The organism is Mycobacterium sp. DL592, assembly GCF_011694515.1.
GTDB lineage: Bacteria > Actinomycetota > Actinomycetes > Mycobacteriales > Mycobacteriaceae > Mycobacterium.
Genome location: NZ_CP050192.1, coordinates 1,619,399 through 1,642,676, shown reverse-complemented (window position 1 = coordinate 1,642,676; position 23,278 = coordinate 1,619,399). Strand labels below are relative to the sequence as shown.

General features: G+C 67.0%; 13 protein-coding genes and 1 tRNA gene. 5 read left to right on the top strand and 9 right to left on the bottom strand.

Annotated features, from left to right (window positions below; translation table 11 throughout):
* Nucleotides 1–18: 18 nt before the first annotated feature.
* The 3 genes from HBE64_RS07875 to HBE64_RS07865 form a co-directional block, all read right to left on the bottom strand.
* On the bottom strand, nucleotides 19–4,890 hold the full coding sequence (locus HBE64_RS07875; RefSeq protein ID WP_167099995.1) for an NAD-glutamate dehydrogenase: 4,872 nt from the start codon (nucleotides 4,888–4,890) through the stop codon (nucleotides 19–21).
* A gap of 53 nt (nucleotides 4,891–4,943) precedes the next feature.
* Nucleotides 4,944–6,617 carry an energy-dependent translational throttle protein EttA gene (gene ettA / locus HBE64_RS07870; RefSeq protein WP_167099992.1) on the bottom strand — a complete coding sequence of 558 codons (1,674 nt, stop codon included), beginning with the start codon at nucleotides 6,615–6,617 and terminating at the stop codon, nucleotides 4,944–4,946.
* Nucleotides 6,618–6,691: 74 nt separating this feature from the next.
* Entirely contained in the window at nucleotides 6,692–7,219 is a 528-nt protein-coding gene (locus tag HBE64_RS07865; protein ID WP_243841530.1) for a TetR/AcrR family transcriptional regulator, read from the bottom strand.
* A gap of 170 nt (nucleotides 7,220–7,389) precedes the next feature.
* Between HBE64_RS07865 and HBE64_RS07860 the strand changes: the two genes are divergently transcribed.
* On the top strand, nucleotides 7,390–8,565 hold the full coding sequence (locus tag HBE64_RS07860; RefSeq protein ID WP_167099986.1) for a cytochrome P450: 1,176 nt from the start codon (nucleotides 7,390–7,392) through the stop codon (nucleotides 8,563–8,565).
* A 56-nt stretch (nucleotides 8,566–8,621) separates the two neighbouring features.
* Here the strand turns inward: HBE64_RS07860 and HBE64_RS07855 are convergent, their stop codons facing one another.
* The 5 genes from HBE64_RS07855 to HBE64_RS07835 form a co-directional block, all read right to left on the bottom strand.
* A complete protein-coding gene (locus HBE64_RS07855; protein WP_167099983.1) occupies nucleotides 8,622–9,086 on the bottom strand; it encodes a single-stranded DNA-binding protein in 465 nt (154 codons plus the stop codon).
* A 123-nt stretch (nucleotides 9,087–9,209) separates the two neighbouring features.
* Nucleotides 9,210–11,234 (bottom strand): cytochrome c oxidase assembly protein, encoded by a 2,025-nt coding sequence (locus HBE64_RS07850; RefSeq protein WP_167099980.1) that lies wholly within the window; start codon nucleotides 11,232–11,234, stop codon nucleotides 9,210–9,212.
* The gene (locus tag HBE64_RS07845) at nucleotides 11,197–13,533 is read right to left on the bottom strand and encodes a glycerol-3-phosphate 1-O-acyltransferase (RefSeq protein WP_167099976.1); all 2,337 of its coding nucleotides are present in this window, start codon (nucleotides 13,531–13,533) and stop codon (nucleotides 11,197–11,199) included. The genes HBE64_RS07850 and HBE64_RS07845 overlap by 38 nt, the downstream gene beginning before the upstream one ends.
* Nucleotides 13,530–15,188, bottom strand: coding sequence for an HAD-IB family hydrolase/lysophospholipid acyltransferase family protein (locus tag HBE64_RS07840; protein WP_167099973.1), 1,659 nt, complete (start codon nucleotides 15,186–15,188; stop codon nucleotides 13,530–13,532). The genes HBE64_RS07845 and HBE64_RS07840 overlap by 4 nt, the downstream gene beginning before the upstream one ends.
* Nucleotides 15,188–16,642, bottom strand: a complete 1,455-nt coding sequence (locus HBE64_RS07835) for a wax ester/triacylglycerol synthase family O-acyltransferase (protein WP_167108879.1) — start codon at nucleotides 16,640–16,642, stop codon at nucleotides 15,188–15,190. Before HBE64_RS07835 ends, HBE64_RS07840 begins: the two co-directional genes overlap by 1 nt.
* A gap of 222 nt (nucleotides 16,643–16,864) precedes the next feature.
* Between HBE64_RS07835 and HBE64_RS07830 the strand changes: the two genes are divergently transcribed.
* Complete coding sequence (locus tag HBE64_RS07830; RefSeq protein ID WP_167099970.1) at nucleotides 16,865–19,654, top strand: aminotransferase class I/II-fold pyridoxal phosphate-dependent enzyme; 2,790 nt, start codon at nucleotides 16,865–16,867, stop codon at nucleotides 19,652–19,654.
* 56 nt (nucleotides 19,655–19,710) lie between these two features.
* Entirely contained in the window at nucleotides 19,711–21,297 is a 1,587-nt protein-coding gene (locus HBE64_RS07825) for a phospholipase C (protein WP_167099967.1), read from the top strand.
* On the opposite strand, the gene HBE64_RS07820 is transcribed toward HBE64_RS07825, so the two are convergent.
* Nucleotides 21,290–22,498 carry an alpha/beta hydrolase gene (locus HBE64_RS07820; RefSeq protein WP_167099964.1) on the bottom strand — a complete coding sequence of 403 codons (1,209 nt, stop codon included), beginning with the start codon at nucleotides 22,496–22,498 and terminating at the stop codon, nucleotides 21,290–21,292. The two genes, HBE64_RS07825 and HBE64_RS07820, sit on opposite strands and share 8 nt — an antisense overlap.
* Nucleotides 22,499–22,791: 293 nt before the next feature.
* On the opposite strand from HBE64_RS07820, the gene HBE64_RS07815 reads away from it, so the two are divergent.
* Both HBE64_RS07815 and HBE64_RS07810 read left to right on the top strand, forming a co-directional pair.
* Nucleotides 22,792–23,109, top strand: coding sequence for a hypothetical protein (locus HBE64_RS07815; protein ID WP_167099961.1), 318 nt, complete (start codon nucleotides 22,792–22,794; stop codon nucleotides 23,107–23,109).
* 85 nt (nucleotides 23,110–23,194) lie between these two features.
* A tRNA-Arg gene (locus HBE64_RS07810) sits at nucleotides 23,195–23,268 on the top strand.
* Nucleotides 23,269–23,278: the final 10 nt, after the last annotated feature.

Genomic DNA, 23,278 nt, shown 5'->3' with positions numbered 1-23,278 from the left:
ACGCCGGTGGTGAATCCGTTAACCACTTGATCCTGTTCCACTCGTCCTGGTCATGCTGCGGATCTGCCGTGCCGCCACCGACAGGGTCGCCAGGTCGCGCTCGTCATCCTCGTAGATCTCGGCCAGGGTGCGACGGGCCCGCTCGACTCGCGACCCGTTGGTGTGTTCCCACTCGGCGATCTTCTGCTCGCCGGTCTCGTCGGGCTCCCCCACCGCCAGCACGTCGAAACACAGCGCCCGCAGTGAGCCGTAGATGTCGTCTCGAATCGCCAAGCGCGCCAAGGCATGCCAACGATCATCACGGGGCAGCCCGGAGACCGCGGTGAGCAGGCCGTCGGTGCCCAGGTGGTCCATGAGGGCGAAGTAGGTGTCGGCGACCTCGGCCGGGTCACGCTCGACGATGTCGGCGATGTCGATAACGTCGAGCAGGCTGTACTGGTAGAGGCCGGTAGCCACGGTATAGGCGAGATCCTGCGGCGCACCGTGGGCGGCGAACTCCGCCGCCTCCTTGGTCACGATCGCCTTGTCGTCACCGCGCAGCCATTCCGACATCCGCGGTGTCAGCGCGGCGACAGTGGTGGCGAACCGGTTGATCTCCGCGCCGACGGCCAGCGGCTGGGGCCGGTAGTTCAACAGCCACCGCGAGGCCCGGTCGAGCAGCCTGCGCAGGTCCAACGTCATCCGATCGGAGACGTTGACCGGCAGGGCCCCGTTCTCGCCGGCGTCGCGGATGCGCCGCCATGTTTCGCCGATCCCGAAGATCGCGTCGGTGGCGCCGAAGGTGCGCACCGCGTCGACATAGCCGACACCGACGTCCTCGGTGACCCGGTAGGCGAAGGTGATGCCGCCGGTGTCGACGACGTTGTTCACCAGCATGGTGGTGACGATCTCCCGGCGCAGCTGATGGCTGCGGATCTCCGTAGCGAACCTGTCGCGCAGCTGGCTCGGGAAGTAGCCCGGCAGCCAGGAGGCGAACACCTCCTGGTCGGGCAGGTCGCTGGCCAGCACCTCGTCCTTGAGCGCGAGCTTGACGTGCGCCATCAGCGTCGCCAGTTCCGGAGAGGTCAGTCCGAGACCGACTTCCTGGCGTCGGCGGATCTCCTTGGTGGACGGCAGCGCCTCGAGCTCCCGGCTGAGCGCCCGGCGCTCCTCGAGTTCACGGATCTGGCGAGCGTGGACGTTGAGCAGCGCGGCGGCGTTGGCCCGGCTGGTGCCCATCAGATCGTTCTGGTCGATGTTGTCGGTAAGCACCAGCTGGCCGACCTCGTCGGTCATCGAGGTGAGCAGTTCGGTGCGCTGCTCGGCGCTGACCTTGCCCGCGGTCACCAGCGAGTCGACCAGGATCTTGATGTTGACCTCGTGGTCGGAGCAGTCCACCCCCGCGGAGTTGTCCATGGCGTCGGTGTTGATGCGCCCGCCGCACAGGTCGAACTCGACTCGGCCCAGCGAGGTGACACCGAGGTTGCCGCCTTCGCCGACGACCTTGGCGCGCACCTGGTTTCCGTTGACCCTGATGGTGTCGTTGGCGCGGTCGCCCACGTCGGCGTCGGACTCCGACTCGGCTTTGATGTAGGTGCCGATGCCACCGTTGAACAACAGGTCCACTGGGGCTTGCAGGATCGCCCGCATCAGGGTCGGCGGGGTCACCTCGGTGACACCGTCCTCGATTCCCAGCGCGTCGCGCATCTGCGGGCTGATCGGGATGGACTTCTGCTGGCGGCTGAACACCCCGCCGCCCTCGCTGATCAGGCTGGGGTCGTAGTCCTCCCAGCTCGAGCGCGGCAGTTCGAAGAGCCTGCGGCGTTCCTCCCACGACCTGGCCGCATCGGGGTCGGGGTCGACGAAGATGTGCCGGTGGTCGAAGGCCGCGATGAGCCGGATGTGGTGCGAGAGCAGCATTCCGTTGCCGAAGACGTCGCCGCTCATGTCGCCGACGCCGACGACGGTGAAGTCCTCGCTCTGGGTGTCCACGCCCATCTCGCGGAAGTGGCGTTTGACCGCTTCCCAGGCGCCTTTGGCCGTGATGCCCATGGCCTTGTGGTCATAGCCGACCGAGCCGCCGGAGGCGAACGCGTCGCCCAGCCAGAATCCGTAGGACTTGGCGACGTCGTTGGCGATGTCGGAGAAGGTGGCGGTGCCCTTGTCGGCGGCCACCACCAGGTAGGCGTCGTCGCCGTCGCGGCGGACCACACCGGGCGGGGTGATGACCTGCCCGGTGGTCCGGTCGACGTTGTCGGTGAGGTCGAGCAGCCCGGCGATGAACAGCCGGTAGCAGGCCACCCCCTCGTTACGGAAGTTGTCACGGTCGGCGGCAGCGTCTCCGGTGGGTGGCACCGGCTGCTTGACGACGAAGCCGCCCTTGGCGCCCACCGGCACGATCACGGCGTTCTTCACCGCCTGCGCCTTGACCAGGCCCAGGATTTCGGTGCGGAAGTCCTCGCGACGGTCCGACCAGCGCAGGCCGCCGCGCGCGACGTGCCCGAAGCGCAGGTGCACACCCTCGACTCGCGGTGAGTAGACGAAGATCTCGAATTTGGGCCTGGGCAAAGGCAGTTCGTCGATCAGCTGCGGATCGAGCTTGAGCGACAACACGTTCTGGGCACGGGCCGAGCTCGGGTCCTCGACGAAGAAATTGGTGCGCAGGGTGGCCTGGATCATCGCGGCGAAGGCCCGCAGCACCCGGTCGGTGTCCAGGCTCACCAGCGCGTCGATATCGGCGGCCACCGCGGCCGCGGCGGCCTGTGCGTCGAGGCCCTTGGCGGCCGACTCGGGGTCGAACATCGCCTCGAACAACGCGACCAGCGATGCCGCGGTGCCGGCATTGTCGTTGAGCGTTGTTTCGATGTGGGCCTGGCTGTAGGGAAAAGCCGACTGCCGCAGATACTTTGCGTAGGCGCGCAGCACGGCGACCTGCTGCCAGGTCAGCCCGGCATGCAACACCAATTCGTTGAACCGGTCGATCTCGGCGCGACCCTGCCAGATCGCGGTGACCGCGTCGGCGAAGCGTTGCGCGGTGGCGTCCCATTCCTCAGAACTGGCGGCCTCGGGCATCGAGGCGTCCGGCCGGATCTTGAACTGGTAGATCCAGACCTTGAGACCGTCGGGGCGGATCACGGTGAACGGCCGCTCCTCGAGAACCACCACGCCCATGCACTGCAACATGGGCAGCAGGTGGCTCAGTGAGGCCGTCGAGCCGCCGAGGTACCAGGTCAGGAACGCCTCGTTGCCCTCGTCGCCCCGCTCGAACTGCAGTTTGACCGAATTCTCTTGCAGCGCTTCGATGAAGCCGATGTCGGTGATGGCCTCGATCGGGGTGACGGCCTGCTTGAACTCCTCGGGCAGCGCGTCGGCATAGTGCTCGGCCATCGCCTGGTCGATCGAGCCGGTGCGCGCGGCGCCGATCAGTCGGTCACCCCAGGTGCGCAGCGCGTCGGTGAGCAGCGCTTGCACCCGGTTGCGGTTGGCAGCCGAGGTTTCGATCGACTGGCGGGTCGAGGTGTCGGGCAGCCGTACCGTGAAATGCACGACCGCCCAAGGCGATTCGCTGACCCTGGCGGTGTAGTCGATGGATTCACCACCGAACTCGCGGACCAGGATGTCCTGCATCGCCAGCCGCACCACGGTGGTGTAGCGGTCACGCGGAAGGTACACCAGGCAGGACACGAAGTGGCCGAGCTGATCGGCGCGCAGGAACAGCAGCGCACGGCGGCGCGAGCCCAGTTCGATGACGGCGCTGGCCATGGCGAGCATCTGCTCAGCGGTCAGCGAGAACAGTTCCGAGCGCGGGATGGTCTGGATGATGTCCAGCATCAGCTGGCCGGGGTGGCTGGGATCGTTCTGCGTCAGTGCGAGCGCCTCGCGCGCGCGCCGCGAGATCAGCGGGATGTCGAGCACGTTGGCGCTCGTCGCCGCCACGGTGAACAGGCCGACGAACCGGTGCTCGACGTCTCCGGTCGCTCGCGTCTCCCGCACCACCACGATGTAGGGGTACGCCCCGTAGCGCAGGAAGCTCGGCATCGTCGCCTGGGCGAGCACCAGCAGGTCACCGGGTTCGGTCAGCTCGGGCAGCACTTCGGTGCGCAGCCGGGCGACACCGAGACGGGTGGACTCGTCGACCGTGGCATGCCCGTCGGCCACCGCGCACAGCTGCGAACCGAGCAGCACGAAGTGGCCATCGGCGAGCCAGCGCAGCAGGTCGGCCACGTCGCGGCGATCGGGGCCGGCGAACCGGACTCCCGTGTCGGCGTCGAGTTCGCGGGCCAGGTTCTGCAGCACCTCGCCCAGCGCCACCGAGTCCAGCGCCACCTGCCGGGCGTCGGCGACGACCATCGGCAGCAGCCGCTGCGCCTCGGCGAGCGCCTTGCGGTTGACCGTGGGGGTCAGTTGAACGTGAATCCAGGACTCGGGGAAGCCGTCCGCGGCGCTGCCGGTGGACTGTGGCTGCACGTCGAGCAGTTCACCGCTGGGGCTGCGCCGGACCTGGAAGACCGGGTTCATCAAGGCGACGTAGGCCACGCCGAGGCGGTGCAGCAGCACCGTCACCGAGTCGAGCAGCATAGTGGCCTGCTCGGTGACGATCTGCAGGGCGGGTCCGAAGCCGCCCGGGTCGTCGGTGCCGTAGACGGCGACGAGCGTTTCGGCAGGGGCCCGGCCGTGCGCCAGCCGCTCCTGGGCGGCGATCAGGGCCGGCGGCACGAGTTCGTCGGGGCTGACTTGGATGAGCGGACCGGTGTCGGAACCGTCGCTGGTGGGCGCACCGCCATGGGGACCGCGATAGGTGGCGAGGTAGGCCGCGGCCATCGCCGTCGTCATCTCGTCGACGGCCGCCTGGCTGAGATTGGTCCACTCGACCGGCAAGTCGAGGCTGGTAGTTCTGGGGTCAACCGTCATACCTGGAACTCCTGATCAGCTTGCGAACCCACGCTGGTCCGCAGCCGATCACATTAGTCGCGTGTGAGCCTGCGGTGGGTGACCCTGTGCGGACGAGCCGCGTCGGCGCCCATGCGCTCGATCTTGTTCTCCTCGTAGGCGCCGAAGTTGCCCTCGAACCAGAACCACTTGGCTTCGTTGGTGTCGTCGCCTTCCCACGCCAGGATGTGCGTGCAGGTGCGGTCGAGGAACCAGCGGTCGTGCGAGATCACCACCGCGCAGCCGGGGAAGTTCTCCAGCGCGTTCTCCAGCGACGACAGCGTCTCGACGTCGAGGTCGTTGGTGGGCTCGTCGAGCAGGATCAGGTTGCCGCCCTCTTTGAGCGTCAGCGCCAGGTTCAGCCGGTTGCGTTCACCACCGGAGAGCACCCCGGCCGGCTTCTGCTGATCAGGCCCCTTGAACCCGAAGGCCGAGACGTAGGCGCGGGACGGGATCTCGTTGTGGCCGACCTCGATGTAGTCGAGGCCGTCGGAGACCACCTGCCAGACGTTCTTCTTCGGGTCGATGCCGCCGCGATTCTGGTCGACATAGCTGAGCTTGACGGTGTCGCCGACCCGCACGGTGCCGCTGTCGGGTTGTTCCAGGCCCACGATCGTCTTGAACAGGGTGGTCTTGCCGACACCGTTGGGTCCGATGACGCCGACGATGCCGTTGCGCGGCAGGGTGAACGACAGGTCCTTGATCAGGGTCCGGCCTTCGAAGCCCTTGTCGAGGTGTTCGACCTCGACGACGACGTTGCCCAGCCGCGGCGGGGCGGGGATCTGGATCTCCTCGAAGTCGAGCTTGCGGGTCTTCTCGGCCTCGGCAGCCATCTCCTCGTAGCGGCTCAGGCGGGCCTTGTTCTTGGCCTGGCGGGCCTTGGCGCCTGAACGCACCCAGGCCAGCTCCTCCTTGAGCCGCTTCTGCAGCTTCTGGTCCTTCTTGCCCTGCACTTCGAGACGGTCGGCCTTCTTCTCGAGGTAGGTCGAGTAGTTGCCCTCGTAGGGGTAGGCGCGGCCGCGGTCGAGTTCGAGGATCCACTCGGCGACGTTGTCCAGGAAGTACCGGTCGTGGGTGACGGCCAGGATGGCGCCCTTGTAGGCGGCCAGGTGCTGTTCGAGCCACAGCACGCTCTCGGCGTCGAGGTGGTTGGTGGGCTCGTCGAGCAGCAGCAGGTCGGGCTTGCTCAGCAGCAGCTTGCACAGGGCCACGCGGCGCTTCTCACCGCCGGAGAGGTGGGTCACCGGCTCGTCGGGCGGCGGGCAGCGCAGAGCATCCATCGCCTGCTCCAGCTGGGAGTCGATATCCCAGGCGTCGGCGGCGTCGAGCTCTTCCTGGAGCTTGCCCATCTCGTCCATGAGCTCGTCGGTGTAGTCGGTCGCCATCAGTTCGGCGACCTCGTTGTATCGGTTGAGCTTGGCCTTGATCGCCACGCCGTCTTCGACGTTCTCCCGGACCGTCTTGGTCTCGTCGAGCACCGGTTCCTGCATGAGGATGCCGACGGTGGCGCCCGGCGCCAGCAGCGCGTCGCCGTTGTTGGCCTGGTCGAGGCCGGCCATGATCCGCAGCACGCTGGACTTTCCGGCGCCGTTGGGACCAACGACGCCGATCTTGGCTCCGGGCAGGAAGGCCAGGGTGACGTCGTCAAGGATGACCTTGTCGCCGTGTGCCTTGCGGACCTTGCGCATCGTGTAGATGTATTCGGCCATTGCCGCGGTGTCGCCTTCCGTCTTTTTATCGGTCTTGCTCGTCGCCCATCCTAGGCCGAGCGGGCCTGGCGCTCTCAGCCGGTAAACGCAGGCCGGACGAAGCGGCGCAGCATCTCTGCCTCGGTTTCCAGGTCTGCGCCCGGCCACAGCAGCATCGAGAAGATGACGCGGGTGATCCACTGGCCGGCCATGCCGTCGGCGGTGTCCAGGCCGGTGTTCTCGGTTGCAAATGAGGCAATGGTGGCCGAATTGATGAAGATGGCGAGGTCGCGCTGGCGTCGCGACGCCAGGAGTTGAGCCATCACCCCGTCGGACCGGATTTCGCGCATCGCGACGACGATCGCCTCGATGACCCGGTCGTCAGGTGCCAGACCCTCGACCGCGGCGAGAACAGTCTGGCTGATGCGCCGCGCGTTTCTGGCCAGGACTTGTTCGAGGATCTGCGCCTTACCGCCGACATGGCGGTAGAGCGTCGCCCGCGAACAGTGGGCCATCTTCGCCAGCGACTCGATGTCGAGTTGGTCGAAACCGTCGCGGGCGATCAGTTCGGCGGCGGCGGCGTAGATGCGCTCGGCGCCGGCTGCGCGGCGGTCTGCACCCACGATCCAATCTGTAGCCATGTCTCAGTATGAGACGAAATCGTCCAGAGATCTCAGCGCAGTGCCACCTCGGCGCCCCGGCTGAGACAGCGACTCGATGTCCCGGTCGAGGGGCCGTCTCAACCTTCGGCGACGCGGTTGACCTGACCGCAGGGGCCGCCGACCCTCGGTGCATGCTCGATTCGCCTGACCCGTATCCGCTGTACAGCTGGCTGCGGGAGAACCAGCCCGTCCACCAGGTCGGTGACTCGGAGTTCTATCTCGTCTCGACCTGGAGCCTGGTCAACGAGGTCCTGGCACGCACCGAGGACTTCTCGTCGAATCTCACCGCGACGATGGTGATAGACGGCGCCGGCGCGCGGCCGTTTCCCTTGGCGGGAGTGGGTGATACCAGCCACGTCCTTGCCACTGCGGACGATCCTTCGCACGCGGCGCACCGCAAGTCGGTGCTGCCGTCCGTCGTCGCGCGGCGAATTCTGGCACTCGAGCCTTTCATCAGCGCCACGGCGCAGCGGCTGTGGGCGAACGCCGGGGCCGACGGCTCGGTTGACTGGGTGGAGGCGGTCTCAGACCGGCTTCCGATGATCGTGGTAGCCCAGTTGTTGGGATTCCCGGCCGTTGACGTCGATTGGCTGATCACAGGCGCGTACGCGACCACGCAGATGCTCGACGGCGTGATCACCGCCGAACAGCTTGACGCTGCCGTCGCCGCCGCCGGCGCACTGGCCGAATACCTGGCCTGCGAATTCGCCAGGGCCACGGCCGATCCCCGCGACGACCTGCTCGGTGACCTTGCCCGACAACGTAATTCGGGACTCCTCGACGACCAGACGTGTGTGCTGATGCTCATGCAACTCGTCGGCGCCGGCGGCGAGTCCACCAGTGGGCTGCTCGGCAATGCGGCCTGGTTGCTGGCGACCCATCCCGACATCGCCGACACGCTAAGGGCGACACCGGAGTCGCTGGCGATGTTCGTCGACGAGGCGCTGCGGCTGGAATCGCCGTTCAAGGGCCACTATCGGCACGTTGTGCGCGATACCCGGCTGGGTGAAGTCGACCTGCCCGCCGATTCGCATCTGCTGCTGCTGTGGGGGTCCGCCAATCGCGACCCGGACGCGTTCGACTCACCAGAGCTACTGCTGCTCGATCGGCCGCAGGGCCGCAATCACCTGGCATTCGGCAAGGGCACCCACTTCTGCATCGGAGCGGCATTGGCCCGGCTGGAAGCCCGAGTAACGCTCGGCATGTTGCTGCGCGAATCGGAGTCGATCACAGTCACCGAACCGCCCACCTGGGTGCCGAGTATCACGATTCGCCGACTGCAGCGATTGTCGTTGCATATCAGCTGATTTCGCGCTGCGGGCCGGGCGACCGCGCCGGGTCTCCCCGCGCGGCCGCCCTCCCGTCATACCGACAGCACCAGATCCGGTGTCTCCTCGGACTCGTCGATCTCGTCGGCGACATCCGATGCCGGCTCGCCGGCGGGAGGTGCGTCGGCGGGCTCGGCCGATTTCGGCTGCGGCTGTTCGATGCGCACGATGGTCCGGGACAGATCCGGCCCCACCGTCGTGGCGCGCATCTCCAGCGACGACCGCTTGAGGCCGTCCTTGTCCTCGTACTCACTGGTGAAGACGTCCCCGACGACGACCACCGGGGCACCCTTGTAGAGGGCGGCGCCCACGCCGGTGACCAGCTTGCCCCAGCAGTTGACCGTGATGAACAGCGAATTGCCGGGCTCCCAGGTGCCTTCGCCGTTGCGGCGCCGCGAGTTGCTCGCGACGCGGAAGCTGATCAGCTCCTGGTTGTTGACGACCCTGCGGCGAAGGTCGGTGACGATGCGGCCGACGACGGTGAGATGGGTTTCGAACATGGCTGTGGTCCTTTCGATTCGTTGCGATCTGTGACCCCAGTGAGCCCCCGCGCACCGACGTCGCCGTGCCACCGCTGCTCCTCCCGGCCGGCGGCTGTGGATGAACAACGGACTGTGGATGGATCAGTGGTTGACGCCGTCGGTGTCGCGGCGGGCCAGTTCGGCCAGCATCGCGTTGTAGGCGGCAAGATCCGCGTCGTGATCGCGGTCGGCGGCCCGGTCCATCCGGGTGGCGGTGCGCCGGTCGCTTCGGCTCCACTGCACCAGAAGCGCGATCATCACCACCACGAGCGGGATCTCCCCGGCCGCCCACGCGATCGACCCACCCAGGTGCTGGTCGCCGGCCAGATCGGTGTGCCAGCTCAATTGCAGTGAGCGGTAGAAACTTTCACCGAGCACACGCTTCATGCCCATCAACACCACACCGAAGAACGCGTGCAGCGGCAGGGTGGCGAACACCATGGCGATCTTGGCCACCGGCAGCAACTGCCGCGGCGCGGGGTCGATGCCGATGACCACCCAGTAGAACAGGTAGCCGCTCATCAGGAAGTGCAGGTTCATCAGGACATGCGCCCCGTGGTTACTCACCGCCGAGTCGAAGATCCCGCCGAAGTACAACGCGTAGAAGCCGGCGACGAACATGATCGTCGCGACCACCGGGTGGGTGAAGAACCGCGACCACCAACTGTGCAAACCGATCAGCAGCCACTCACGCGGGCCGGGCGGGTTGTCCTTGCCCGCGGTCGGCAGCGCGCGCAGCGCCAGCGTCATCGGGGCGCCCAATACCAACAGCACCGGGATCAGCATCGACAGCAGCATGTGTGCGGCCATGTGCATGCTGAACATCGCGGGCATGTAGCGCCCCAGGCCCGAGGATGTGGTGAACAGCAGCAGTCCGCAGCCCAGCAGCCACCCGGCCGTCCGACCCGCCGGCCACGCGTCGCCGCGGCGGCGCAGCCGGATCACGCCACCGATGTAGACCGCGGCGAGCACGATCGCCGCGGTGCCGTAGACCAGATCGAAACGCCAGTCCAACAGGATGCGGGCCACCGTCGGCGGGCCGGCGAAGTCGTAGCCGACGGCCACCTCGGCCGGTGAGGGGTTGGCATTGACCGGCGGCGGTGGCGGGGTCCGTCCCAGCCCGACCGCGATCCCGAACGTCGCCCCGAACACCAGGGCCTCGATGGAGGCCAGCCGAATCAGCGGCCGCCGGTTGTCCGGGTCGGCCCGCAGGGCGGCTATCGCGCTGCGCCGCTGCCGCCAGCCGAGCACCGCCAGCGCGGTCAGAGCCACGATCTTGGCCACGATGAGCCAGCCGTACTCGGTGGTGACCAGGTCGGACAACCGGATCCTGATGAACGCGTTGATCACACCGGAGAACGCCATCGCGACGAAGCACCACAATGCCACCGCCGAGAAGCGCTGTGCGGCAAGGCCGGCATGCTCACCACCGCGGATCGCGTGGGCCAGCAGCGCCAGCAGCCCGCCGGCCCACAACGCACCGGCCATCAGGTGGATCATCAGGCTGTTGGTGGCGAGGTCGTGTGCGCCGCCCGCCGACGAGTGCCCGGTGAGCCCGAGCGGCACCAGGGTGATCAGGGACCCGGCGAGCAGGAACGGCATCCAGCCCCACCGCAGGACCGCTGTCCCGGCGAGGGTGACGATCAGCGCCAGGAACGCCGTCCAGCGCCAGGCGCCTGCGGTGTCGACGAGGTTGGTGACCGACCACAGCTGCACCGGGTTGAGGTGGTCGACCAGCGGCTGGCCGGACACGTCGGAGATGGTCAGCGGCACCAGCAGCGCGGCGCACACCGTCCACACGCCCGAGGCGACGGTGCCCAGCCGCACCGCGCGGTAGCCGGCGACGTCGAGCACCCCATTGTCCTGGGGCGGGACGAAGAACGTCGCCAGCAGAAACGACCCCACGGCGATGACAGCGGCGATCTCACCGGCGGCGCGGACGAACGGCAGCCCCAGCGAGGTCACCGGACCGGGGTCGGGAAGCCCGGTCGCCGCCAGTGCGTCGGCCAGTGACAGCGCACCGATCCCCGCGGCGGTGACGCCGGCGAGCAGTGCCACCACCGAGAGCAGCGGCCAGATCGCGCTGCGGTCAGCCTGCCTGGTCACGCACCGCCAGCTCACGGGCATAGAACTGCTGAGAGGACAGTTCGTGGATTCGGTCCATATCGGACAGGATCGCACGCAACTCGTGCAGGAACGCCTGGCGGCGCTCGCGCAGGTCCGGGGCGGCTTCGAGCAGCTTCTGGTCGGCGGCCACCTGCCGCGCCGTCGCGAACAGCAACGCCGACACCGACTCGTTGCTGCGGATCCGGCCCTGGGCAGCGTATTGGGAGCCGACGCCGAGCGCGATGGTGGACAATTCCTTCTCGCCGATGTCGGCCGGGGCCTCGCACAGCACGTCTGCGACGATCTCGTAGGCCTCGAAGAACGGCCGCAGCATCGCATGCGCCATGAGCGGCTTCTTGGCGCGCAACAGGTTGTCGACGGCATCGCCTCCGGCGGCGACGCCGATCTCCCAATCCTGTTGCCAGGCCATCTCTTCGGCGAGGTGCGCGCGGAAGGCCGCGGAGTCGGCGAAGTAGAAGTCGAACTTCAGCAGGTCGCGCAGCCGCATGGCCTGTGCCCAGAACACCGCGACCCGGTCGCCGTCGGGGGCGCGTCCGGCGTGGGCCATCGCGAGTTCGGCGATCGCGGTCTCCAGGAATGCGTGGATGATCGTGTTGCGATAGAACGCGGCCTCGTGCTCGTGCTCGGGTGCGATGCGCCACACCGGTTCGTGGCCGCCGTCGACGCGGGTCACCGGGTGGCCGTTGGACAGCGCGTCGGCGGCCGCGCGCACCCCTTCGGGTGTGCGAAGTCGCAAGGCGGAGTTGGTGATCGGGCTCTGCTTACGCACCAGATAGTCCAGCGAGTCCTGCAGGGTGTGGTGCAGCTGGCTCAGTGTCAGCGCGCGGCCGCGGGTGGTCAGCAGCAGTGCCGAGACCAGACCGGTGGCGTTGATCGGGGTGGCCTGCAGGATCCGCCAGGCTACCTCGAACGCCATCTTCTGCAGCGCAAGACGTTTGGCGGCCGGGTCCGACCCGGTCGGGCCGCCCGGTTCGCCGAGGTACTGGCGCATCGACACCGCGCCCGGGAACCGGACGTAGATCTTGCCGTAGTTGCGTTCACCCTGGGCCTTGATGAACTTGTACAGCCATTCGGCACCCTCGGGTGTCTTCTCCCCGCCGCGGGCGTATGCCGCGTACTCGGCTGTCTCGTGCAACTGGTCGAAACTGATCGACACCGGCTGCAGCAGGATGTCCTCGCTGCGGCCGTCGAGGTAGGCGTCGGCGACGTAGGCCAGCAGACCGAGCTTGGGCGGCAACATTTTTCCGGTGCGCGACCGGGTACCTTCGATCGACCAGCTGAGGTTGAACCGCTTCTGGACGATGAAACCGACGAACTGGCGCAGCACGTACTTGTAGAGCGGATCGTCGAGTTTGCGGCGCAGGAAGATCACGCCCGAGCGGCGCATCAGCGGGCCCATGAATCCGAAGGACAGGTTGATCCCGGCGAAGGTGTGCGCTGGTGGCAGCTTGTTCTCCTGCATCGCCACCGGCACGATCACGCCGTCGAGGTAGGACCGGTGTGACCACAGCAGAACCGCCGGGTGGTCTTCCAGGGAGCGGCGCATGGTTTCGATTTCGACCGGGTCGTAGTCGATTCGGGGGTCGAATCCCCTGCTGAAGATTGCGCGGCCAAGGTTCGGGATCAGGTCGACGGAGAATCGGCTCCAGCCGGTGGCCAGCTCGTTGAGCATCTCCTCAGCCTTGGCCGGGCTGGCTCCGGGGATCTTCTCGAGGCCCTCGACGAACCTCGACGACGACATCAGCTCATCGGTGATCAGGCGCGGCGACTTGTACTCGGGCCCGAGCAGCCGCAACTCCATGCGTTCGATGGCCAGTGCGGCCCGGCGCAGGACGAAGCGGGCGAAGTCGCGGGGGCTTTCGGCGACGGTGTTGTCCTGCCACTGCTGGCGCAGCTCGGAAACCTTGGCCGGCTCACCGGCGACGATGCGGGCCCGCGAGGGATCTTTGCGAAGAATGCTGCGCTGCAACATCTCTGGGGGCCGGTAGGTGTCGCGGCCGGAGATCAGACCGACGACCTTGACCCGGGTGGGCAGGCCGCCGGGGACCCAGAACACCCGGACCGGGACGACCAGCCTGTCCTCACCGGTGGCGAGTTCCTCGACGAGTTGGGCCACCACCCCGGCAGGCGGATCGCCGGCAGGCAGTTGCAGCACCTCGACTTTGGTGTCGGGGTGTGCCTGTCGCTGGGCGTGCAACCAGTCGTGCAGCAGGTCGAACTCGGCCTTCGACGACACCGAGGCCAGCACCAGGGCGTCGTCGGTGGTGCTGAAGTCGGCCAGGTGGTCGCTCGCGGTCATCGCCGGCCCCTGACGGTGGACGGCTTGGTCTCTGCGGCGGGGGCTTTCTTGGCTGCTGCTTTCTTGGCTGTTGCTTTCTTGGCCGCCGCCTTCTTCACCGGAGCCTTCTTGGCGGGCGCTTTCTTGGCCGCGGCTTTCTTGGCCGGAGCCTTCTTCGCGGGAGCTTTCTTCACCGGGGCATTCTGGTAGATCGGGTGCACCGGCACCTTGTCCTCGGGCCAGTCCTTCAGCGTGTCGAGGTAGAGCTGGCGGACCTCGGCGATTCGGTCCGACAGGTCGTCCAGCGTCCAGTCCTGGACCGAAATCGGCGGGTAGACAACCACATCCACGGTGCCCGGGCTCATCGTCGAGGAGTCACGCGGTGCGATCACCTCGGCGTTGCGGATCACGATCGGGACGATCGGCACGCCTGCGGCCATCGCCAGCCGGAACGGGCCCTTCTTGAACGGACCGACGGTGCGGGTGTCCAGGCGGGTGCCTTCCGGGGCGATCATGATCGACAGACCCTTGCTGACGAGGTCCTCGACATGCTGCAGCGACTCGACGGCGGCCTTGGGGTCTTCACGGTCGATGAAGACGGTGTCGACCAGCTTGCCCAATGTGCCGATGAACGGGTCGCTTTCGAGTTCCTTCTTACCCACCCCGGTCCAGTTGTCCTTGAGCAGTGCTGCGGAGATGACCGGGTCGAAGTTGTTGCGGTGGTTGAAGATGAACACCGCGGGGCGCTTCTTGGTGAGATTCTCCTCACCGAGGACGTTGAGCCGAACACCGTTGGCGGCCAGCAACATGTTGGGGAACGCGGTGGTGAAGAAGTTCACGCCGCGGCGTCTGCTGCGGGTCAGCAGACCCCACCCGATTGCGCCGTAGGCGGCGGGCACCAGCGATCCGACGCCGAGCAGGGTCCGCACCTGGCCCATCAGCCCACCGCTACCCCGGCTGCTGAATTCCAGGATCGGCCAACCCCGCCGGCGTGCGACAGCGGCCATCTTGCCCTCGGGGTTGGTCGGGCGCGGGTTGCCGACGAGGTACATCAGGGCGACGTCTTCGTCGCCGTCGGCGTAAAAGTAGGACTTCTTGAGGTCGATGTCGTTGTCGGCGGCGAACTTCTGCACCGCGTTAGCCTTCCCGGGCCCCCACAGGATTGGCCGGACGACTTCACCGGTGAGGACGTCGTCCTCGTCGACCTCGAACCGGTTGGTCAGGGTGTTCTCGATACCGAGGAAACGGGCCACCGGCTCGACCTGCAAGGTCAGCGCCGAGGAGCTGAGTACCACGGTGTGGCCGCGTTCCATGTGGGCGTGGACCAATTCGCGCATCTCGGGATAGATCCGCTTCTCGATCTTCTGGACGAACAGCCGCTCGCCGATCTCGTGCAGGTCACTGAGCGCGCGGCCGCGCAACGCCTGGGAGGCCTTGGTGATCAGCTCCTCGAATTCCAGGCTCCCGAGCTGGTGGTTGAGCCCCGCCGCGATCATCGTGATCAGCTCGCCGATGCCCATGTCGCGGCTGCGGAACCGCTCCCGGGTGAGGATCACCGCGGTAAACCCGGCCACCAGGGTGCCGTCGAGGTCGAAGAAGGCACCGATCTTCGGTCCCGGCGGGCTGGCCATCACCTCGGCGACCGAACCGGGCAGGCGCATGTTCTTCTCGCTCATCAGTGGGACACCGATCCGCTCGCAGGGGGTGCCGCCGAGTCGGCGGCATCGGGGAACGAGGAGGGCACCACGCGCGGCGGTGGATCACCGGCCAGGGCGAGCACCTCGTCGAAGCCGCGTCGCAGGCATTGCGCAAAGAGGCTCTCGTTGGTGATCGAGGCACGGTCGTAGCGGGTCGTGACGGTGGCGTAGCCACCGCGGGAGACCAGCACCACCATCATCGCGACGCCGGGCAGCGGCCCAAGTCCGTACTGCCGCAACACCTTTGCTCCGGCGATGTAGGTGTCTCCGGAGTACACCGGGACGTTGCTGGCCTGGACGTCGGAGGCGACCACCGATCCGGTCATGGCCTCGAGCACGGCGTCGGGTAGCAGGCCCAGCACCGGCGCCACCGAGCCGATCAGATCGATGGCGGCCTCTTCGCGGCGCGAGGTCATCTGCTTGCGGATCTTCTGGATGCGCAGCGCGGCGTCGGCCACGCCGATCGGTGCCGCCAGGTTGACGCCGGCGAAGCGGTTACCGCCTGCCGGGTCGGCTTCGGCGCGCAGGCTCACCGGGACCGCCATCGGCAGGCTGTTGACGGGAACGCCGAGTGCCTCGTGGTAGAGCCGCAGCGCGCCGCACAACCCGGCCAGGTAGGCGTCGTTGATCGACCCGCCGGCCGCGTGGGCGGCCGCACGCAGGTCGGCCAGCCGCATCTCGATGGACTCGCTTCGCGAGGACAGGCTGCGCCTGCGTAGCAGCGGCGAGGGTTCGGCGGCGCGGCCCATCACCCGTCGCCCGGATCGGGCGTAGTCGATCGCGTCGAACACGGCGGTGCCGGGATTACGCGCCACCCGGCCGATCACCGACAGGCCGCCGGCCACCGCGCCCAGGACACCGCCGACCACGGCACCCGGCAGCTGGTTGAGGCCTTCGCGCATGAGGTCGTTGGGGGTGAGGTCCTGCGGTACCGGCATGGGCGGGGCCGGCCGCGGTGGAGGTTCACGCTCCAGGTCGTAGATCTCGGCGAACATCGCCGTCGCACCGACGCCGTCGGTGACGGCGTGGCTCAGGTGCAGCAGGGTGGCCGCCTTGCCGCCTTCGAGTCCTTCGACGAGGGTGGCGGTCCACAGCGGCCGGGAGATGTCCAGCGGCGATTGCAGACTCACCTCGGCCAGGTCGAGAACCTGGCGCAGCGTGCCCGGTTCGGGGACCCGGACGCGGCGGACGTGGAAGTCGAGGTTGAAGTCGGGGTCGACGACCCAGCGGGCCGGAGCGGTCGGCAGCGTCGGCACGACCACGCGCTGGCGCAGCCGCAGCACCTTGCGTGAGGCGTTGTCGAACGCGGCGCGGAACCGGTCCCAGTCGGGCGTGGTGTCGAGGATCTCCAGCGCCATGATGCCCGAGCGGGTTCGCGGGTTGGCCTCGCCGCGATGCAGCAGCATGTCGAGGGCGCCCAGTTCGGAGGGCATTCCGTTCGCATCGACGGATCGGCTCACCGATCCCTCCTCATCGACAACACCAGCACCACGCTAGTCGGCGCGCGACGCTGACGGGGGCCGATTGGGGGCGTCATGGCAAGGCTCGCGCTACCCGCACGTCGGCGGATCGACGGCCATCATTGGTCTGCGGTTGGGTCGCCGGGCCCCGCAGCTCTGCCACCCTTGTCCATGACAGGAGTGAAAGGGCCGGGCATGGTGGATATCTCGCGCGCGTACAACAGTGTCGGGCAGTTGAGAGCCGATACCTGGTGTCGGCTGGAGGAGGCTGCCGACCGGCTCACCCGAACCACGACAACCGGGGCGCTGAAGGAGAAGTACGTCGGCATCTGCCGGGACCTGCTGGCCGATCTGACCCCGCTGGAGCCCTACTGGGCGTTCCCCGGCTCACCACAGTTCGCCAGAGTGCAACGGCTGTTCACCGGTGGCAGTTACGACAAGTTCGCCAGCATCGTCACTCACATCAACCGGGCACTGACCACCGAGTCCTACCGGTCGGGGCACGATCACAGCGTCGACGGTCAGGACCTGTTTCCCACTGATCCCCGCCAGCTGGAGACTCAGCCGGCGAACCGCCGGGAACAGCCGTACTTCGAAGTCCTGGTCGTGGAGAAGATGACCGAGGCGCAGGAGCGCGCGCTGCGCAAAGAGGTTCGCAGCTGGCGGCGTCCCGACGACGAGTTCATCTACGAGTTGGTGATCGTAGGCAGCGGCGACGAAGCACTGATCGCCGCACGCCTGAACGTCAACCTGCAGGCGGTCGTGATCCGGCGGCGGTTCTCGCATCAGTCCACCCGGGACCTGTCCACCCTGGCGGAGTTCGTCGATACCGAACTCACCGACGACCTCGCCGATCACCAGTCCCCCGACGACCGCGCCCAGATCCTGGCCACCTCGCTGAGCGAACTGCGGCCCGAACTCGACCTCTATCTGATGACCGAGATCGAGGTCGAGGACATCGCCGGACGCCTCGGCCAGCAGTTCCGGCGGGTGTTCCACGCCCGGGAAGGCATGCTCGAGCTGCACCTGTCGATCCTGCACGGAGTCGCTTCCCGTTATCGCACACCGTTCTTCAGCGCGCTCAAGGAGTACAGCCACCGGCCGACCGGGGTGTTCCACGCGCTGCCGATCTCGCAGGGCAAGTCGATCGTCACCTCGCACTGGATCAAAGACATGGTCGGCTTCTACGGCCTCGAGGTCTTCATGGCCGAGACGTCGGCCACCTGTGGTGGCCTGGACTCGCTGCTCGACCCCACCGGCCCGCTGCGTGAGGCGCAGGAACTGGCATCGCAGGCCTACGGATCGCGCCGCAGCTACTTCGTCACCAACGGAACGTCGACTGCCAACAAGGTCGTAACGCAGGCGCTGGTAGCGCCGGGCGACATCGTATTGCTCGACCGGAACTGCCATCAGTCACACCACTACGGGATGATGCTGGCCGGCGCGCAGGTGATCTACCTCGAGGCATACCCGTTGCCCGAATACTCGATGTACGGCGCGGTGCCGTTGCGCGAGATCAAGTCCAAGCTGTTGGCGCTGCGGGCGGCAGGCAAGCTCGACCGGGTCAAGATGATCTCGCTGACCAACTGCACGTTCGACGGCATCGTCTATGACGTCACCCGGGTCATGGAGGAATGCCTGGCGATCAAACCCGACCTCGTCTTCCTCTGGGACGAGGCGTGGTTCGCGTTCGCGCGGTTCCACTCCGTCTACCGCACCCGCACCGCGATGGCGGCGGCGAAGGCGCTGCGGGCGAAGCTGCTCGACCCGTCCTACATCACGCATTACGAGTCGACGCTGGAAGCCCAGGCGACCATGTCGGACGACGAGCTGCTCGATACGCGGTTGAACCCGGATCCGGCCCGTGCCCGGGTCCGGGTGTACGCGACTCAGTCGACCCACAAGACGTTGACTGCGTTGCGGCAGGGTTCGATGATCCACGTCTTCGATCAGGACTTCGAACAGAAGGTCGCCGAATCGTTCCACGAGGCGTACATGGCTCATACCTCGACGTCGCCGAACTACCAGATCTTGGCGTCACTGGACTTGGGCCGCCGCCAGGTGGCGCTCGAAGGGGTCGAGCTGGTGGCCCGTCAGATCGAGAATGCGATGCAGCTGCGCGACGCGATCGACAATCATCCGCTGCTGCGCAAGTACTTCTCGTGCCTACGCACCTCTGATCTGATCCCGGAGGAATTCCGGCCGTCGCGGATCTCGCAGCCGTTGCGCTCGGGCCTGCGAAACATGATGTCGGCCTGGGAAGCTGACGAGTTCGTGCTCGATCCGTCACGAATCACGTTGTCCATCGGCAACACCGGCTACGACGGTGATCAGTTCAAGCGCCAGCAGTTGATGGATCGTCACGGTGTCCAGATCAACAAGACGTCGCGCAACACGGTGCTGTTCATGACCAATATCGGCACGACGCGCAGCTCGGTGGCGTTCCTGGTCGAGGTGCTGGTCAAGATCGCCACCGAGCTCGACGAGCGGGTGTCGGAGATGAGCCTCAGCGAGCGGGGCTGGTTCGAACGCCGGGTGCACCGGCTGACGCGGCAGTCGATCCCGCTGCCCAACTTCAGCGGATTCCACCCCGCGTTTCGCGACGGCGACACCACCCCTGAAGGCGACGTGCGGACGGCCTTCTACCTGTCCTACAACGACGCCAACTGTGAGTATCTGTCTGACACCGAGATCGACCAACGACTGGCCGCCGGCCGGCAGGTGGTGTCGGCGACGTTCGTCACGCCCTACCCGCCCGGATTTCCGGTACTGGTTCCCGGCCAGCTGTTCAGCCCGCAGATCCTGGCCTTCATCCGCGACCTCGACACCCCTGAGGTGCACGGGTATCGGCCCGACTACGGCTACCGGGTGTACACGGAGAAGGCGATGGAGATCCAGTCGGGCGCGGCAATCAGCGACTCCAATGGCCATCGCCTGTTGGTGCCGGCCAGCAGCGACGGCCCGATGGAACCCACCGCCAACTAGCGCACCGGATACCCCCCGTTCACGAACGCGACAACCCCGTACCCCAAGCTTGACGGATGTGGCAGCTCACCTCCCGCGCAGCCGCGGTCATGGCCGTGTCGACCCTGGTCCTGGCGGCCTCCTCCTGTGCTGACAAGCCGACCATGTCCGGCACGGCCAGCACGGCCACACCGATCCACCACCTCGTGGTGATCTTCGGCGAGAACGTCTCGTTCGACCACTACTTCGGCACCTACCCGCATGCCGCGAACACCGATGGGCAGCCGTTCAACGCCCGCCCCGACACTCCCGCCGTCGACGGGCTGACACCCGAACTGCTGACCCGGAACCCGAACAGCCACCAGCCGGTGCGCCTCGGCGGCCCGGATCAGATCGTCACCTGCGATCAGGACCACGACTACACCCCCGAACAACTGGCCTTCAACGGCGGCGCGATGAACAAGTTCGTCGAACACACCGAGATCGCCAACTGCAAGCCGCCGATCTACTCGGCTCCCGGCATGGTGATGGACTACTACGACGGCAACACCGTGACCGCGTTGTGGAACTACGCGCAGCACTTCGCCATGAGTGACAATTCCTACAACTCCACTTTCGGCCCGTCGACTCCCGGACACATCAATCTGGTGTCAGGCCAAACTCATGGCGTCACAAAGGAATTCATGCCCGGCGGGAAGCCGTTCCCCGCCGACCAGGTGATCGAGAACGCCCTCATCGGCGACTCCCAGCCGTTCGGTGACGACTGCTCGAGCCGCGACCAGGTCCAGTTGAGCAGCACCAACAAGAACATCGGTGACCTGCTCAACGCCAAGAACGTCACGTGGGGCTACTTCCAGGGCGGCTTCCGGCCGACGGCAACCAAGCCGGACGGCACCGCGGTGTGCGGCGCCCAACACAACGTCGGGACTGCGCTCGGAGGAACGGGCGCGTCCGGCCCGAAGCCGTTCGGCACCAAGAGCGACTACATCCCCCACCACGAACCGTTCCAGTACTACTCGTCGACGGCCAACCCGCACCATCTGCCACCAGGGTCGGCCGACGGCATCGGGCGCACCGACCAGGCCAACCACCAGTACGACCTCTCGGACTTCTGGACAGCTGCCGACGCCGGCCACCTCCCGGCGGTGAGCTTTCTGAAGGCGCCGGGTTACCAGGATGGCCACGCCCAGTATTCCGATCCCCTCGACGAGCAACAGTTCCTCGTCGAGACGATCAACCGTCTCGAACGCCTTCCGGACTGGAAGGACACGGCGATCGTGCTGGCCTACGACGACTCCGACGGCTGGTATGACCACAAGCCCTCCCCTGTCGTATCGGCGTCGACCACCAAGGCCGACGCGCTCACCGGGCCCGGATCCTGCACCTCCGCGACGGCACCGCCGATCGTCTACCAGGGGCGCTGCGGCTACGGCCCGCGCCTGCCGCTGCTGGTGGTCTCGCCCTACACGAAAGCGAACTTCGTCGATCACACCGTGACCGACCAGACGTCGATCCTGCGGTTCATCGAGGACAACTGGTCGACGGGCCGAATCGGTGACGATTCGTTGGACGCCCGGGCCGGGTCGTTGACCGCGTTGTTCGACTTCAGTGGGCCGGTGCGGCCACCGCTGTTTCTTGATCCGCGTAGCGGAGCGGTCAGCTAGCCGTGCTCACAGCCACCCTCCGAGTGCGCTTGCGGGCGTTGAGATGTCGGCCGTAGACGATGCCAAGGAACGCGGCGACGGCTTCGCTGGCGAGCTGGCAGCGCAGGGTGGCGATGGTGTCGAAGGCGTGGTGGGCGTTGGGCAGTTCGGCGTAGGCCACCGATCGGGCACCGGCGTCGCGCAGCGCGCTACAGAAGGCTCTGGCTTGCGAGTTGGGGACGACAGCGTCGTTCTCACCGTGCAGGACGAAAAACGGTGGCGCGTCGCGGTGGGCGCGGTACATCGGGGAGGCGTCGCGGAACAGCTGGGGATCGTCGGCGAGACGCTGCTGCATGACGACGTGCTCCAGCAGCGGCATCATCAGGCCATGCATGTTCTCGACAGTGGTGAGGTCGTAGACGCCGTAGTAGGGCGCGGCGGCCTGCACGCTGGTGTCGGCGTCTTCGAACCCGGGCTGCAGACTCGGGTCGCCCGCGCTCAGCGCCGCCAGGGAGCTCAGGTGGCCGCCGGCTGACCCGCCGGTGATGGCGATGAAGTCGGGATCGCCGCCGTAGTCGGCGATGTTGGCACGCACCCAGGCGATGGCGCGCTTGACGTCGACGATGTGGGCGGGCCAGGCGTTGCGAGGGCTTCTGCTGTAGTTGATCGACACGCAGATCCAGCCGAGCTGGGCCATCCTGGTCATCAACGGGTAGCCCTGGCCGCGCTTGTCGTTAATGGACCATCCGCCGCCGGGAACGTGGATCAGGACCGGCGCCCGGCCACCCTCGGGAAGGTCGGGACGACGCCACACGTCGAGTAAGTGGTTACGCCCGCCCGGGCCGTAGGAGATGTTGAGTGTCTTCTCGGCGTAGAGGCGCCGATGCCGCATCGCCTCGAGGACGGCGGCCAGGTTGGGCCGACGCGCGGAGTACGGCTCGAGCGGGTGGTGCACCGCATCGGCGTAGGCGTCGCCGAAGGTCTCGCGCAGAGCGGTCTCCAGCACGGTGTCGGCGCGCTGGACGGCCAGTGCGGCTGCGACTTTCTCGAGCGGCGACGGAATCGCCGAGAGCGCGTGCCCGGTGAGCACGTGCGGGGCGAATTCGGCGGCAATCCAGCCCAGCACCCAGCCGGCAGCGGCCGGTGAGCCACGGAGCAGCAACGAGCCGGTGTGGTAGGCCCGCGTGCACTGCGAGGCCACCTGCTCGATCGGGTTGCTCATCGGGGTTCGGACTCCCTTGACACTTAGCCAACCTAAGGCGTTTGCCCAGTTTGGGCGGCTGCACGCGGGATTCGCGTGTGCCGCCCGTCACACCATAGCGAATTGCCAGCGCACTCAACGACATTTCATCCACGGGCCGAGGGGCTTGCCGCGTTCCCGCAGGCCACAAGCCTGCACTTTCGACACGGCGGGAGGTAGCTCGGCCTTCCAGCAAAGTGAATAGTTCGTAGACGGCTGGTGTCGGGCAACTCCGTTGTCAGGAAACAAGAAGTAGACAGGGCCACGCTATGTGGATGCTTCTTCACGATTGGAGTCCTGCCGCGGCAGGCCGCGTTGCACCCGCAGTGCCGACCCCGCGCAGACTGGTCGCGGTGGCGCCGCCGTCGCACCCCAACGATGCCGCCCAGGCGAGGGTGTTTGCCGAGCTCATGCGCGTGGAGATTGCCGAGTTAGATCACCTCATCGACATCGCGCAGACGCGCTGGGCCGAGCGCGTCGATGCCGGCTGGGGCAATGTGCGCACGCCGGAGCCGGTGCTGCGGCTCAAGGCCAAGCGGGCCGAGGTCCAGGGATTCCTGGACAGATTGCAGGCCAGGTTCGCCGCGGACTGAATTCGGCTCAGCCGGATTTGAAGGCGCAAACACCTGTGGGCGCCCTGCCGAGCAAACCGCGCCGACTAGAATCGGTGCACGCGCTGCCTCCGTAGCTCAGTCGGATAGAGCAAGGGCCTTCTAATCCCTAGGTCGCAGGTTCGATTCCTGCCGGGGGCGCTGTGTGATG